This window comes from Lysobacter yananisis (assembly GCF_031199375.1).
GTDB classification, from domain to species: domain Bacteria; phylum Pseudomonadota; class Gammaproteobacteria; order Xanthomonadales; family Xanthomonadaceae; genus Lysobacter; species Lysobacter yananisis.
This window is the reverse complement of the sequence record NZ_CP133568.1, coordinates 2,727,659-2,741,063: the sequence shown is the minus strand read 5'-3', so window position 1 is coordinate 2,741,063 and position 13,405 is coordinate 2,727,659. Positions and strand designations below refer to the sequence as shown.

Genomic DNA, 13,405 nt, shown 5'->3' with positions numbered 1-13,405 from the left:
GGAAACGATCGCGATACGGCGGCCGCTAGCGGCGGCCGCCTCCGCACGCAACCGACGCCGATGGCATCGGCCGCGCTGCCGCCGCGGCGCTTACTTGCGCGCCGCCGCCACCGCCGCCTTCATCCGCCCGATCGTGTCGGCGTAGTCGGGCGCGTTGAAGATCGCCGAGCCGGCGACGAAGGTGTCGGCGCCGGCGGCGGCGATTTCGCCGATGTTGTCGGCCTTGACCCCGCCGTCGATCTCCAATCGGATCGCGCGGCCGCTGCGGTCGATGCGCTCGCGCACCCGGCGCAGTTTCTCCAGCGCCGAGGGGATGAAGCTCTGGCCGCCGAAGCCGGGGTTCACCGACATCAGCAGGACCATGTCGAGGTCGTCGAGCACCCAGTCCAGCACCTCCAGCGGCGTGCCGGGATTGAGCACCAGCCCGGCCTTGCAGCCGAGCGACTTGATCAACTGGATCGTGCGGTGCACGTGCGCGCTGGCTTCGGGGTGGAAGCTGATCGTGGTCGCGCCGGCCTTGGCGAAGTCCGGGACGATGCGGTCGACCGGCTCGACCATCAGGTGCACGTCGATCGGCGCGGTCACGCCGTGCTTGCGCAGCGCTTCGCAGACCATCGGGCCGATGGTCAGGTTGGGCACGTAGTGGTTGTCCATGACGTCGAAATGGACCCAGTCGGCGCCGGCCTTGAGCACGTTGTCGACCTCCTCGCCGAGCCGGGCGAAGTCGGCCGAGAGGATGGACGGGGCGATGACGGTGGATTGCGTGGTCATGGACGGGGCCTGGCGGGGAGATGGCTATTGTCGCGCCGGGGGGCTTTGCCTGCAAAAGCCGAGGAGCGAGCGGGGAGGAGCGAGGAGTGAGAAAGAGCCTGCTTTCGCTCGCTCCTCACTCCTCCCCGCTCACTCCTCAGCTTTTCATCCGCGGCGCTTGCGCAGCGCCCGGATCCGGTCGTACGCGCGGTTGATCTCCCGCGCGCGGGCCTCGGCGCGCTCGCGGGCCTCGGCCGGGTCGTTGGCGTAGCGGTCGGGGTGGTGCTGCGAGATCAGGCGGCGGTAGGCCTTGTCGATCTCGGCGTCGCTGGCCTCGCGGTCCAGGCCGAGCGTGGCGTAGGGGTCGTCGCGGCGCAGCCGGAACCAGTCGGTGTCGACGGCGTGGCCGATCAGCAGGCCGACCAGGGCGACCCAGGGGTTGCCGCGCGACAGCGCCAGGCCGACGCAGAATCCCAGCAGTTTGCCGTACCAGTTCTGCTTCATCGGGGCCGCGTCCGGTCCTGGCTGCGGGCCGCCGCGGCCCTTCGCCGCGCATCTTAGCGGGGCGGCTGCCGGCGCGGGGCCGCCGGGCGGGCCCGGGCCAGGGCGGATCGTCGGAAACGACCGGGCGCGGGCCGCTCCAGGCCGCTTCGCGGCACTCCGGCGCGATCCGGGCCGATGCGCGCGCGACCCGCCCGCCGGGGGGCCTGCACGCCGGCCGCAAGCGGCGTACACTGCCCGGCCCCGTTGCGCACGCACGCGCGCGAACCCGGGCGGCCCGGACGGCCCCGGCCAACGACCGCTCAGGCGCGCAGGCGCGCGGGGAGTCGTTGCCTTACGCCATCAGGGGTCCCCACGTTGACGACCACGCTGCTGCAATCCGAACTGCCCGGCCTGCCTCTTCGCCACCGCGGCAAGGTCCGCGATGTCTTCGATCTTCCCGCCGACCGGCTGCCCGCCGGCGCGACGCCCGGCGGCGACTGCCTGCTGATGGTCGCCACCGACCGCCTCAGCGCCTTCGACGTCGTGCTGCCCGACCCGATCCCGGGCAAGGGCGAGATGCTCTGCCAGATCAGCAATTTCTGGTTCGGCAAGACCGCGCACATCATTCCCAACCACCTTACCGGCATCGACGTCGCCGCGGTCCTGCCCGAGGGCGTGGACGCCGGCCTGTACGCCAAGCGCGCGGTGGTGACCAAGCGGCTCAAGCCGGTGGCGATCGAATGCATCGCCCGCGGCTACGTGATCGGCAGCGGCTGGAAGGACTACCAGCGCACCGGCCGGATCAGCGGCATCGCCCTGCCCGGCGGCCTGCGCCAGGCCGAGAAGCTGCCCGAGCCGATCTTCACCCCCTCGACCAAGGCCGCCGTCGGCGACCACGACGAGAACATCGACTTCGACACCGCGGTGCGTACCGTCGGCGCCGAACTGGCCGAGGCCGTGCGCGACGCGACCCTGCGCCTGTACCGCTACGCCGCCGACTACGCGGCGCAGCGCGGCATCCTGCTGGCCGACACCAAGTTCGAGTTCGGCACCGACGCCGACGGCCGCCTGTACGTGATGGACGAGATGCTGACCCCGGACTCCTCGCGCTACTGGCCGGCCGACGAATACCAGGTCGGCACCAGCCCGCCGAGCTACGACAAGCAGTTCGTGCGCGATTACCTGGAGACGCTGGACTGGGACAAGACCCCGCCGGGTCCGAGCCTGCCGGCGCAGGTGATCGAACGGACCCGGGCGAAGTACGCCGAAGCCTTGCAGAAGCTGGCCGGGATTTCGGTCGACTGAGCTGGAATCGAACGTACAGGGCCGCGCGAGCGGCCCTGTTTCGTTGCGGGGGTGTTGTTACATGCGGGGCGCGGTCGTTGCGTGCGGGTGCGCGTGGCCGCGTAAGGTCGCGCCGTGGTCCGCGTTGGCGCGGTCGCGGCTTGCGCCGCTCCTACAGGGGCTTCGGCCGGTGCGTGTCCGACGGTAGGAGCGGCGCAAGCCGCGACGCGGTCAATCGGCCGCCCGGGAACCCCGTCCGGCGACGCTGCAGCCGACCTGGCCTCGGCGCCCCCCGCCTGCGAACTGTCGCCTGGTTTACAGACCCCGCCGCCGCCGCGCGCGACACTGCGGCCAGTCCCGTCGAGTCCGTGCCAGCCCCGGCCATGCGCGCTACCCTGCCGATCCCCCTCGCCGCAGACCCGTACCCGCATGAATCCCGGCTACCTGTACCTGGCCGTCGCCATCGCCGCCGAGGTGATCGCGACCAGCGCGCTCAAGGCCTCGGAAGGCTTCACCAAGACCGGCCCGTCGCTCGTCGTCGCCGCCGGTTACGGGGTCGCGTTCTACTTCCTCTCGCTGGTGCTCAAGACCGTCCCGGTCGGGGTCGCCTACGCGATCTGGTCGGGCGTCGGCATCGTCCTCATCGCCCTGATCGGCTGGCTGTTCATGAAACAGCAGCTCGATGCCGGGGCGCTCGCCGGCATCGGCCTGATCGTGGCCGGGGTGCTGGTGATCCAGCTATTCTCGAAATCGGCGGCGCATTGAGCGCTGCGCCGGGCCGCGGGCCCGTCGCGCCGCACCGCCACAGCCGCGCGCCGTTCGCCGGCGCGTCCGCCACCGCGCGGGCCGCACGCCCGCTTCTCGCCCACGGGAGCCGTCCATGAGCACCCTCGCCCATTCCGCCGCCGTCGCCGACCGCCCGATCGACCGCTGGTTCGCCAGCTATTCCGGCGACCACGTCAACGCCACCAACCAGCGCATCCACGTGTTCGCCGTGCCGGCGATCCTGTGGAGCGTGATCGCGCTGCTGTGGTGCATTCCCTCGCCCGACCCGATGTTCCGCGCCGGCGTCTGGGCCGCGCTGCCGATGTTCGCGGCGATGCTGTTCTACTACCGCTCCTCGCGCGCGCTCGGCCTGGGCATGCTGGTCCAGTTCGTGTTGTTCGCGCTGCTGACCCACTGGATCGCGCAAACCTTCGGCATCCGCGCGCTGCTGTGGACCGCGGTGACGGTGTTCGTGGTCGCCTGGATCGCGCAGTTCATCGGCCACAAGATCGAAGGCAAGAAGCCGAGCTTCCTGACCGACCTGACCTACCTGCTGATCGGCCCGGCCTGGGTGCTGGCCAAGCTCTACCGCAAGCTCGGCTGGTCGTACTGAGGCCGCGCGCGGCCGGCGCGCCGCGCGCTCAGCCGCCGAGCAGCATCGGCGGCGTCAGCCAGCCCAGCAGCAGCGGCACGCTCAGCACCAGCGCGGTCGCCAGCCACCACGCCAGCGCCGCCGGCACCGCGAGCAGGCAGGCGCGCGGCCACGACAGCGGCCCGCGCTCGCCGTCGCGCACCGCCAGGCGCAGCCCCAGGACCAGGCCCAGCCACGGCAGCGCGGCGACCACCACGGCCTGCGCCCACGGCGGCGCCTGCGCGCCGAACAGCCCCCAGGTCAGCGCGGCCGGCATCATCGACATCAGCGCGAACTGCACCGCGACCATCGCCGCGCCGTCGCGCAAGGGCGCGCCCAGCGCGCGGGGCGCCAAGCGCCGCAACACCCAGGCCACCGGCTGCAGCCAGAACAGGAACAAGGCCACGACCACCAGCGCGACACACAGCGCGGCCAGGACCACCTTGCCGACCATAGCGATGTCCATGCGCGGTTGTTCTCCGTTGCGGTGGCGATGTCGCCGGGCGGTATCGGGTGCGGCGGGTGGCGCGGTGACCGGGTTGTCGCGGTCGTTGGGTTGTCGCAACCGTCGGGTTGTCGCAGTCGTTGCAGCGTCGCGGTCGCGGCTTGCGCCGCTCCTACAGGGGCTTCGGCCGGTTCGTATCCGACTGTAGGAGCGGCGCGAGCCGCGACCGCGACAATCGACCGACCGCGATCCCGTAGCGCCGCATTGCCCTCAGCCGAGGCCGCCCCACTCCAGCGCCCGCGGCACCAGCACCGCCTCCGCCCACAGCAGCGCCACCGCCGGCAGCGCCGCCCACAACGCGCGCCGCCACGCCAGTTTGGCGCCGGCCGGATCGGGCAGATACAGCCGCACGCCGACGCCCAGCGCCAGCCACGACAACGCCGCAGCCAGCGCCGCGAACGGCGCGCCCGAACCGATCGCCGAAGCGTGCGTGGCGATCAACGCCGCCACCGCCAGCATCGCCCACAGCACCACCGCGAACAGCACCGTCCACAGCGCCGCGCCGAACGCCGGCCGCGCGCCGACCGCGCGCGCCACCCGCGCCTGCAGCAGCCACGCCGCCGGCGCCAGCCCGAACACGGCGACCGCCAGCAACAGCAGTCCCCAGCCCATCGGTCCCGCAGCCTGCATCGCTTCCTTCACAATAGCCGCCCCATCACGCCATTCGCGTCCGTCCGCAAGGCGGCCACGATAGCCCACCGGCTCCCGCCATGCCCGCCCGCGATCTGCTCCTGCTGTTGCTCGTCGTCCTGTCGTGGGCGATCAACTTCCTGACCTCGGCGCTGGCCCTGCGCGAGATCCCGCCGTTCCTGTTCACCGCGCTGCGCTTCGCCCTGCTGGCGCTGCCGCTGGCGTTCTTCCTCAAGCGCCCCGCGCCCGGCCAGTGGCCGCGCCTGATCGCGGTGTGCCTGTGCATCGGCGTGCTGCATTTCGGCCTCAGCTTCAGCGCGCTGAAGGCCGCCGGCGACCTGTCCTCGCCGGCGATCGTGATGCAGAGCTATGTGCCGATGACCGCGCTGCTGGCGTGGTGGCTGCTCGGCGAGCGCTTCGCCTGGCGCACCGGCGCGGCGATCGCGATCAGCTTCTGCGGAGTGCTGGTGCTGGGCTTCGACCCGATGGTGCTCGACCACCCGCTGGCGGTGGTGCTGATGCTGGTCTCGGCCGCGTTCCTGGCCCTGGGCACGGTGTTGATGAAAGGCCTGCGCGGGCTCGACATGCTCAGCCAGCAGGGCTGGACCGCGCTGATCGCGGTGACCCCGCTGCTGGCGATCAGCCTGGCGCTGGAGCCCGGCGGCGTGGCCGCGTTGCCGCACGTCGGCTGGGTGGCCTGGGCCGGCGTGGCCTACGCCGCGTTCGTGTCCTCGTTGCTCGGCCACGGCCTGTACTACGTGCTGGTGCAGCGCCATCCGGTCGCGCAGATCACGCCGTGGCTGCTGCTGGCGCCGGTGATCGCGATCGGCCTGGGCATCGCGTTCTGGGGCGACCGGCCGGGGCCGAGCCTGTGGGTCGGCGGCGCGATGGTGCTCGGCGGGGTGTTGCTGATCGCGTTGCGCAACCTGGCCAAGTCGCGCGCGCTTAAGCGGGCTTGAGGGGCTGTTGTGGGAGGGCCTTCAGGCCCGATGCTCTTCTTTCAGATCGCCGCGACCTGAGCCCAAAGCATCGGGCCTGAAGGCCCTCCCACAACAGCCCTGCCCTTGCGGGCGCGAGCTCAGCCGCGCGGCGACTCGAACATCTGCGCGCTCGGCCGGAACGGCCGCGGCGCATAGCCGAAGTCGCGCTGCGCGGGACCGGCGTCGAACGCCATGTCGCTGCGCATGCGCCGCACCGCGGCCTCGCCCAGGCCGGTGGCGCGGCCGCTGGCCTGGGCGGCCAGCAGGGCGAGGTTGAACAAGGGCGACGGCAGCTCGATCAGCTTCACCGGCGGGCGCAGGCAGGCCAGGGTGCGCGCGACCATGTCGCGGTAGCTCAGGGTCTCGCCGCCGGGCACCGCGTAGGTGTTGCCGAAGCTCGCCGGTGCCGCCAGCGCGGCGAAGGCGGCGTCGGCCAGATCGTCCACGTGCACCGGCTGGCGCAGGCCGTTGGCGCCGCGCGGCAGCGGGAAATAACGCAGGCGCTGGGCCAGCTGCGCGATCCGGGTCAGGGTGGCGTCGCGGCCGGCGCCGTAGATCAGGGTCGGGCGCAGCACCGTGGCCGCGTCGCTGCGCGGTTGCGCGGCGGCGAACAAGGTCGCCTCGCCCTCGCGCAGCTCGGCGGCGACCCGGCGCTCCTCGGCGTCGGCCGAGCCGCGCTTGGTCTCGGCGCTGGTCGAGCCGAAGCCGACCACGCGGCTGGCCTCGATGCCCGAGGTCTCGTACCACTTGGCGAACTTCAACAGCGGTCCGCAGCTGAAGATCGCGTCCACCCGCTTGGGCAGTTCCGGCATGCGTTCCAGGTCGCCGCGCAGCCAATGCAGGCCGGGCCGGTCGGTCTGTTCGCCGCGCGAGATCGCGGTGACCCGCCAGCCATCGTGGTACAGCCGCTGCAGCAGCGGCAGGCCGATCTGGCCGCTGCCGCCGAACACCAATGCGTGTTTCATCCGTTCGTTCTTAGCCCTGGGCGCCGCCGCGCGCGGGCAACACCGCGCGCAGCCAGACATAACCGATCACCGCCGACAGCAGCGAGGCGCCGAGGATGCCGAGGACGGCCTCTTCGTACAAGACCGGGTCCTGATAGGCCAGCGAGGCGATGAACAGGCTCATGGTGAAGCCGATGCCGCACATCAGGCCCAGGCCGACCATCGCGCGCAGGTCCATGCCGGCCGGAAACCGCGCCCAGCCCAGCGCGCGCATCAGCAGCGCCGCGCCGACGATGCCGACCGGCTTGCCGACCACCAGGCCCAGCACCACGCCCATCGGCAGCGCCGCCATCATGTCCTTCATCTCGATCCCGCCCAGCGACAGGCCGGCGTTGACGAAGGCGAACAGCGGCAGGATCGCGTAGGCCACCCACGGATGCAGCGCGTGCTCCAGGGTCTCCAGCGGCGAGTGTTCCTTGTCGTCGTCGATGTTGTTGGTCTTGTCGACGTGCGGGATCAGCAGGCCGGTGGCGACGCCGGCCAGGGTCGCGTGCACGCCGGACTTGAGCACGCACACCCACAGCACCACGCCCAGCGCCAGGTACGGGCCGAGCGACTTGACCCCGCGCCGGTTGAGCAGCGCCATCATCGCCAGCGCCACCGCCGCCCACACCAGCGCGGTCACCGACAGGCCGTGCGAATAGAAGAACGCGATGATCAGGATCGCGATCAGGTCGTCGACCACGGCGATGGTCGACAACAGCAGCTTCATCGCCACCGGCACGCGCGAGCCCAGCAGCGCCAGCACGCCCAGGGCGAAGGCAATGTCGGTCGCGGTCGGCACCGCCCAGCCGCGCATCGCCGCGGCGTCGTCGCGGTTGAGGGCGAAGAACAGCAGCGCCGGCGCGACCACGCCGGCGATCGCGCAGACCAGCGGCAGCACCAGCTGCGAACGCTCGGCGAGCTGCCCGCTGAGCGCTTCGCGCTTGATCTCCAGGGCGACGACCAGGAAGAAGATCGCCATCAAGCCGTCGTTGATCCACAGCAGCAGCGGCTTGCCGATGTCGAGCGCGCCGATGCGCACCTGCACCGGGATCTCGCGGAAGGCTTCGTAGGCCGCTTGCAGCGGCGAATTGGCGGCGACCAGGGCCAGGACCGCGGCGGCGATCAGGACGATGCCGCCGGCGGCTTCGAGGCGGAAGAACTCGCTGAGCGCGCGCAACGCGCGTCGCGGCAACCGCGGCGTGGGAGTGATTTCGCTCATCCCGCCATTATAGGCGCGAGACTTGCATGGGGTTTGTGGACGCCCGGCTCGGCGCAGGCGCGGGCGCCGCGCCGAAGCGGGCTCAGCCCAGCATCGCCAGTTCCAGCCCGATCCACGCCAGCAGCGCCAGCACCAGCACCGCGCCCTCGCGCCGGGTGATGCGCAGGTCGCCGCGCAGCATCGGATAGAGCATCAGCGCGAACACCGCCGCGGCCGGCAATTCGAAGCGCACGAACGAGGCCGGCAACGGCAGCGTGCGCAGCGCGGCCATGCCGCCGAGCACGAACAGCAGGTTGAACAGGCTCGATCCGATCACATGGCCGACCACGATCTCGCCCTGCCCGCGCCGCGCCGCGGCGACCGCGGCGGCGGCCTCGGGCAGCGCGGTGCCGATCGCCACCGGCAGCAGCCCGGCCAGCAGCGGCGACAGGCCCATCGCCGCACCGATGATCGCCGCGTTCGGCGAGCCGAAGCCGCCGGCCGCGGCCGGCAGCGGCGCGTGCAGGCTCCACAGGCCGTGGCCGCCGACGATCAGATAAGCGCCCAGGTGCAGCAACACCGCGGCGATCAGCAGCCGGATCAGGTTGAGGCCGAGGTGGGTCTGGGTCTGCGCGAACGCGGCGATGGCGTCCTGCACTTCGGGCTTTTCGTGGCGGGTGCGCACGGTGGCGAACACCACCACGGCGACGAACACCGCCAGCATCGCCAGGCCCTCGCCGCGGCTCAACGCGCCGTCCAGGCCCAGGCCGATCACGCCGACGGTGCCCAGCAGCAGCACCAGCAACAAGGGCGCCAACGCGCGCCAGCGCACCGTCAGCGGCGCAGCCAGCGCGGCCAGGCCGAGGGTCAGGCCGAAGTTGACGATATTGCTGCCGACTGCGTTGCCCAAGGCCAGCGCCTGCTGGCCGCGCACCACCGCCTGCAGGTTAACCGCCAGCTCCGGTAACGAGGTGGCGAAGGCCACCAGCACCAACCCCGCCGCGAACGGCGAGATGCCCAGGCGCTGGGCCAGGCCGGAGGCGCCCTTGACGACCGAGTCGCCGCCCAGGGCCAGCAACAACAGGCCCAGCACGAACAAGCCGACGGCTTCCAACATGGCGTTCTTCCCCTAGTGGCTCTGGATGGCGCGGCGGCGGGGCGTTCGGCCCCGGCGCCATCGGCCGATTATGCCCAGCCCGGCCGCCTCAGGAGCAGCCTTCGACGTAATCGACCTGCGGCGGGATGCCGATGCGCCAGCGCGCCACCTTGCCGTCGCCGGCGGTCTCGAACACCAGCACGCCGCCGCTGGCGTCGCCGACCCGCAGCACCTGGGCGCCTTGCTCGTACTTGTGCGGCTGCACTTCGACCCGGCCGGCATAGAGCGTGCCGATCTCGTCGGCGCTCATGCCCTTCTTGCCGCCGCCGGGCGCGATCTCCTTGTCGTTGCCCACGTCCACGCGCACGAACTTGTCGTCCTCGACCATGAAGCCGAACTCGCGCGGATCGCTGCCCCAGATCGGCTGCAGGTAATAGCAGCCGCCGGCTTCGTCGGGCTTGCCCTTGAGCTCGCCGCCCCAGGCCTGCTTGGCTTGCGCGGCGGTCATGCCGAAGCGCATCTCGCCGTAGCCGTCGAAGCGCGCCAGCCCCGCGCCGGACGCGGGCGGCGGCGTCGGTGCCGGCGCGGTCGCCGGCGGCACGTTCTCGGCCGGCTGGTCGTCCGCCGGCGCCTGATCGACCGCGGGCGCGGTGCTGGCCGACTCTTTCGGCGCGGGTGCGGGTTCGCGCTGGCAGGCGCTCAGGCCCAGCGCCAGCAGCGCGGCGGCGAGCAGGGAAACACGGGCGTTCGCAGCGGGAAACATCGGCAGACTCCGGCGCAGTGGGCGCGTTGCGAAAGGCCGGAGCAGCCTAGCGTTTTTGCGTGAACGCAGTGAGAAACGAAGCGGGAGGGACTTCAGTCGCGATGCGTTTTCCGGCTCAGTCCGCGGCGAACTGGAACAAGAGCATCGGGACTGAAGTCCCTCCCACAAAAGCCGTCTGCGCGGGGCTGCGCCGCCGCCGCGCTCAGTCGCGCCCGACCGGATCGAAGTGCTTCTGCAATCCGGCCCAGCAGGCCTGGTAGTCGCGCTGGCGGTGCGCGGCGTCGAAGGCCTGCGCAGCCGGGCGGATCACCGCGCGGGTCTCGAACATGAAGGCCATGGTGTCGGTGATGACGTGCGGCTTGCTCAAGTCGGCGTGCGAGGCCTTCTCGAAGGTCTCCGCGTCCGGGCCGTGGCCGGTCATGCAGTTGTGCAGCGAGGCGCCGCCCGGGGCGAAGCCGCCGGCCTTGGCGTCGTACACGCCGTGCACCAGGCCCATGAACTCGCTGGCGACGTTGCGGTGGAACCACGGCGGGCGGAAGGTGTGCTGCGCCACCAGCCAGCGCGGCGGGAAGATCACGAAGTCGATGTTGGCCGTGCCGGGCGTGTCGCTGGGCGAGGTCAGCACGGTGAAGATCGACGGGTCGGGATGATCGAAGCTGATCGAGCCGATGGTGTTGAAGCGGCGCAGATCGTACTTGTACGGCGCGAAGTTGCCGTGCCAGGCGACAACGTCGAGCGGCGAATGGCCGATGTCGGCACGCCACAGGTGGCCCTGGAACTTGGCGACCAGCTCGAACGTGCCTTCCAGGTCTTCGTAGGACGCGTGCGGGGTGGAGAAATCGCGCGGATTGGCCAAACCGTTGGAGCCGATCGGGCCGAGGTCCGGCAGCCGCAGCAGCGCGCCGAAGTTCTCGCACACGTAGCCGCGCGAGGCGCCGTCGACCAGTTCGACCCGGAAACGGATGCCGCGCGGGATCACCGCGACTTCCATCGGCTCGACTTCCAGCGCGCCCAGTTCGGTGCCGATCAGCAGGCGGCCGAGCTGCGGCACGATCAGGGTCTCGCCGTCGGCGTTGTAGAAGAACCGTCCCTGCATCGAGCGGTTGGCCGCGTACAGGTGGATGCCGCAGCCGTGCTGGCCGGCGGCCGAGCCGTTGCCGGCCATGGTGTAGAGGCCGTCGACGAAATCGACCTCGCCCTCGCTCTCGGGCAGCGGCAGCGGGTCCCAACGCAGCTGGTCGGGCGAAACCGGGCCGTCGCCGAAGTCGTTGTGGAAGCGCGGCTGCGCGAACGGCGAGAACGCGCCGTGCATCGCCGCCGGGCGGATCCGGTACAGCCAGCTGCGCCGGTTTTCCTTGCGCGGCGCGGTGAAGGCGGTGCCGCTGAGCTGCTCGGCGTACAGCCCGAACGGCGCGCGCTGCGGCGAGTTCTGCCCTTCCGGCAGCGCGCCGGCGACGGCTTCGGTGGCGAATTCGTTGCCGAAGCCGCTCATGTAGCCGCGCGGGCGCTGGCGCACGGAGTCGGTGCTGGGCATCGGGATCACGTTGTCGATGTCGTTGGCTGCGGTGCTCATACGGGCTCGCTATCGGACTCGCTATGCGGTTGATCGCCGCGCGCGTCGGCGGCGTGGCGCCGCCGTTCGACGACGCCGTTTCGAATCTTCGCGGCCGCGCACCGGCGCACCAGCGCCGGCGCGGCCGCCGTCTTCACATGACCGGGCGGTGTCCCAGGGAACGCTCGGTCGACGACTCGATCGACAGCGCCAGCGCGCCGGCCAGTTCCAGCACCCGCGCGGTGTCCTTGCGCCAGACCAGCAAGGCGTTCAACTGGTCGCTGAAACTGTCGTCGAGCAGCATCAACCGATAACCGCCGCCGTCCTTGCCGCGCTCGGCCAGCAGCGGGTCGAGCCAGGCGAAGTACTCGTCCGGCAGATACCCGCGCCCATTGGCGTGACGCGGGAAATCGGCCAGCGGCTCGGCGAAGAAATCGCTGACCTGCTCGTGCACTTCGTCGATCTTGTCGCCGACGGCGAGGTGGTTCACCAGCTTGAACACGATCGCGTTCTGGATCAGCTCTTCCGGCGAGGGATCGTCCATCCAGTCCAGGTCCGGATCGTCGCCGGCGTTTTCGATCGACGCCACCAGCTCCGCCAGTTCCTCCGGATCGAGTTCCCGGCAGGTCAACAGGTCGATCAGTTCCTTGAGCATGTCCACAGCCTTGCGAGGAGGAGCGCTTATAGTACGCCGCGCTTCATCTGGTCGCGTTCGATGCTCTCGAACAGGGCCTGGAAGTTGCCCTCGCCGAAGCCTTCGTTGCCCTTGCGCTGGATGATCTCGAAGAAGATCGGGCCGATCGCGTTCTGGGTGAAGATCTGCAGCAACTTGCGCTGGTGGGTTTCCGGATCGGCGTCGATCAGGATCTTGTTCCTGGCCAGGCGCGGCACGTCCTCGCCGTGGTTGGGCACGCGCATGTCGATCACGTCGAAATAGGTGTCCGGCGTGTCCAGGAACTCCACGCCCTGCGCGCGCATCGCCTCGACGGTGTCGTAGATGTTGTCGGTGAAGCAGGCGATGTGCTGGATGCCCTCGCCCTTGTAGGCGTCGAGGTATTCGTTGATCTGGCTCTTGGGGTCGTTGGACTCGTTGAGCGGGATGCGCACGATGCCGTCCGGCGCGGTCATCGCCTTCGACACCAGGCCGGTCTTGGCGCCCTTGATGTCGAAGTACTTGATCTCGCGGAAGTTGAACAGGCGCTCGTAGTAGTCCGACCACTTCTGCATGTTGCCGAAGTACAGGTTGTGGGTCAGGTGGTCGATGAAGGTCAGGCCGAACCCGGTCGGGTTCTGCTCGGCGCCGGCGATCGGCTCGTAGTCGGCGTAGGCGTCGCCCTTGTCGCCGTACTGGTCCACCAGGTACAGCATGCAGTCGCCGATGCCCTTGACCACCGGCGCGTCGATCACGCGGGTGTCGGCGCGGTCGGTCACCGCTTCGCCGCCGTTGGCGAGCACCGCCTTGAGCACCTCGCCGGCCGGCTGCTTGAAGCGGATCGCGAAACCGCTGGCGCAGGGGCCGTGGGCTTCGGCGAACGCGGAAGCGAAGCTGTCGGGGGTCTCGTTGACCAGGAAGTTGACCCCGCCCTGGCGGTAGACGGTGACCGGGCGCGACTTGTGCTTGAGCACGGCGCTGAAGCCGAGCTTGCGGAAGTAGTCGTGCAGCAGGGCGCCCTGGCCCTTCGGCGCGGCGAACTCGACGAACTCGAAGCCGTCGATGCCGAGCGGATTTTCGAAGGTGGTGACCTGCATGCCGAGGTTGGGCTGTGCATTCATGGCATT

At 70.7% G+C, this 13,405-nt stretch carries 18 protein-coding genes; 6 read left to right on the top strand and 12 right to left on the bottom strand.

What is annotated here, in order from left to right; all coding sequences use genetic code 11:
- Nucleotides 1–90: 90 nt before the first annotated feature.
- Entirely contained in the window at nt 91–771 is a 681-nt protein-coding gene (rpe, locus tag RDV84_RS11605; protein ID WP_057948936.1) for a ribulose-phosphate 3-epimerase, read from the bottom strand.
- A gap of 144 nt (nt 772–915) precedes the next feature.
- A complete protein-coding gene (locus tag RDV84_RS11600) occupies nt 916–1,254 on the bottom strand; it encodes a J domain-containing protein (protein WP_057948937.1) in 339 nt (112 codons plus the stop codon).
- A 354-nt stretch (nt 1,255–1,608) separates the two neighbouring features.
- Here RDV84_RS11600 and RDV84_RS11595 point away from each other — a divergent pair, with 354 nt between their 5' ends.
- The 3 genes from RDV84_RS11595 to RDV84_RS11585 all read left to right on the top strand — a co-directional run bounded on the left by RDV84_RS11595 (nt 1,609) and on the right by RDV84_RS11585 (nt 3,895).
- Complete coding sequence (locus RDV84_RS11595; protein WP_057948938.1) at nt 1,609–2,538, top strand: phosphoribosylaminoimidazolesuccinocarboxamide synthase; 930 nt, start codon at nt 1,609–1,611, stop codon at nt 2,536–2,538.
- A 408-nt stretch (nt 2,539–2,946) separates the two neighbouring features.
- Complete coding sequence (locus tag RDV84_RS11590; protein WP_309153502.1) at nt 2,947–3,282, top strand: DMT family transporter; 336 nt, start codon at nt 2,947–2,949, stop codon at nt 3,280–3,282.
- 115 nt (nt 3,283–3,397) lie between these two features.
- Nucleotides 3,398–3,895: an Mpo1 family 2-hydroxy fatty acid dioxygenase gene (locus tag RDV84_RS11585; RefSeq protein ID WP_057948940.1), complete on the top strand. Its 498-nt coding sequence runs from the start codon at nt 3,398–3,400 to the stop codon at nt 3,893–3,895.
- A 28-nt stretch (nt 3,896–3,923) separates the two neighbouring features.
- On the opposite strand, the gene RDV84_RS11580 is transcribed toward RDV84_RS11585, so the two are convergent.
- Together RDV84_RS11580 and RDV84_RS11575 are read right to left on the bottom strand one after the other, a co-directional pair.
- Nucleotides 3,924–4,379: a hypothetical protein gene (locus RDV84_RS11580; protein WP_309153501.1), complete on the bottom strand. Its 456-nt coding sequence runs from the start codon at nt 4,377–4,379 to the stop codon at nt 3,924–3,926.
- Between the two features lie 249 nt (nt 4,380–4,628).
- Nucleotides 4,629–5,048, bottom strand: a complete 420-nt coding sequence (locus tag RDV84_RS11575) for a hypothetical protein (RefSeq protein ID WP_309153500.1) — start codon at nt 5,046–5,048, stop codon at nt 4,629–4,631.
- Between the two features lie 80 nt (nt 5,049–5,128).
- On the opposite strand from RDV84_RS11575, the gene RDV84_RS11570 reads away from it, so the two are divergent.
- Together RDV84_RS11570 and RDV84_RS26290 are read left to right on the top strand one after the other, a co-directional pair.
- Nucleotides 5,129–6,007 carry a DMT family transporter gene (locus RDV84_RS11570; RefSeq protein WP_309153499.1) on the top strand — a complete coding sequence of 293 codons (879 nt, stop codon included), beginning with the start codon at nt 5,129–5,131 and terminating at the stop codon, nt 6,005–6,007.
- A gap of 9 nt (nt 6,008–6,016) precedes the next feature.
- Nucleotides 6,017–6,067, top strand: coding sequence for a DUF6053 domain-containing protein (locus tag RDV84_RS26290; protein ID WP_425606406.1), 51 nt, complete (start codon nt 6,017–6,019; stop codon nt 6,065–6,067).
- On the opposite strand, the gene RDV84_RS26285 is transcribed toward RDV84_RS26290, so the two are convergent.
- The 5 genes from RDV84_RS26285 to RDV84_RS11550 form a co-directional block, all read right to left on the bottom strand.
- Entirely contained in the window at nt 6,049–6,099 is a 51-nt protein-coding gene (locus RDV84_RS26285; protein ID WP_425606407.1) for a DUF6053 domain-containing protein, read from the bottom strand. The two genes, RDV84_RS26290 and RDV84_RS26285, sit on opposite strands and share 19 nt — an antisense overlap.
- Before the next feature lie 27 nt (nt 6,100–6,126).
- Nucleotides 6,127–6,993 carry an NAD-dependent epimerase/dehydratase family protein gene (locus RDV84_RS11565; RefSeq protein WP_309153498.1) on the bottom strand — a complete coding sequence of 289 codons (867 nt, stop codon included), beginning with the start codon at nt 6,991–6,993 and terminating at the stop codon, nt 6,127–6,129.
- Nucleotides 6,994–7,003: 10 nt separating this feature from the next.
- Nucleotides 7,004–8,236 carry a Na+/H+ antiporter NhaA gene (nhaA, locus tag RDV84_RS11560; protein ID WP_101943940.1) on the bottom strand — a complete coding sequence of 411 codons (1,233 nt, stop codon included), beginning with the start codon at nt 8,234–8,236 and terminating at the stop codon, nt 7,004–7,006.
- 82 nt (nt 8,237–8,318) lie between these two features.
- Nucleotides 8,319–9,332: a sodium:calcium antiporter gene (locus tag RDV84_RS11555; RefSeq protein WP_078998167.1), complete on the bottom strand. Its 1,014-nt coding sequence runs from the start codon at nt 9,330–9,332 to the stop codon at nt 8,319–8,321.
- A gap of 88 nt (nt 9,333–9,420) precedes the next feature.
- Complete coding sequence (locus RDV84_RS11550; protein ID WP_309153497.1) at nt 9,421–10,074, bottom strand: lectin; 654 nt, start codon at nt 10,072–10,074, stop codon at nt 9,421–9,423.
- 101 nt (nt 10,075–10,175) lie between these two features.
- On the opposite strand from RDV84_RS11550, the gene RDV84_RS26280 reads away from it, so the two are divergent.
- Nucleotides 10,176–10,334 carry a DUF6053 domain-containing protein gene (locus tag RDV84_RS26280; protein ID WP_486624513.1) on the top strand — a complete coding sequence of 53 codons (159 nt, stop codon included), beginning with the start codon at nt 10,176–10,178 and terminating at the stop codon, nt 10,332–10,334.
- On the opposite strand, the gene hmgA is transcribed toward RDV84_RS26280, so the two are convergent.
- The 3 genes from hmgA to hppD form a co-directional block, all read right to left on the bottom strand.
- Nucleotides 10,277–11,608 carry a homogentisate 1,2-dioxygenase gene (hmgA, locus tag RDV84_RS11545; RefSeq protein ID WP_078998186.1) on the bottom strand — a complete coding sequence of 444 codons (1,332 nt, stop codon included), beginning with the start codon at nt 11,606–11,608 and terminating at the stop codon, nt 10,277–10,279. The genes RDV84_RS26280 and hmgA overlap by 58 nt on opposite strands.
- 172 nt (nt 11,609–11,780) lie before the next feature.
- Nucleotides 11,781–12,281, bottom strand: coding sequence for a hypothetical protein (locus tag RDV84_RS11540; RefSeq protein ID WP_057948948.1), 501 nt, complete (start codon nt 12,279–12,281; stop codon nt 11,781–11,783).
- A 26-nt stretch (nt 12,282–12,307) separates the two neighbouring features.
- Nucleotides 12,308–13,399, bottom strand: coding sequence for a 4-hydroxyphenylpyruvate dioxygenase (gene hppD / locus RDV84_RS11535; RefSeq protein WP_309153496.1), 1,092 nt, complete (start codon nt 13,397–13,399; stop codon nt 12,308–12,310).
- Nucleotides 13,400–13,405 lie beyond the last annotated feature (6 nt).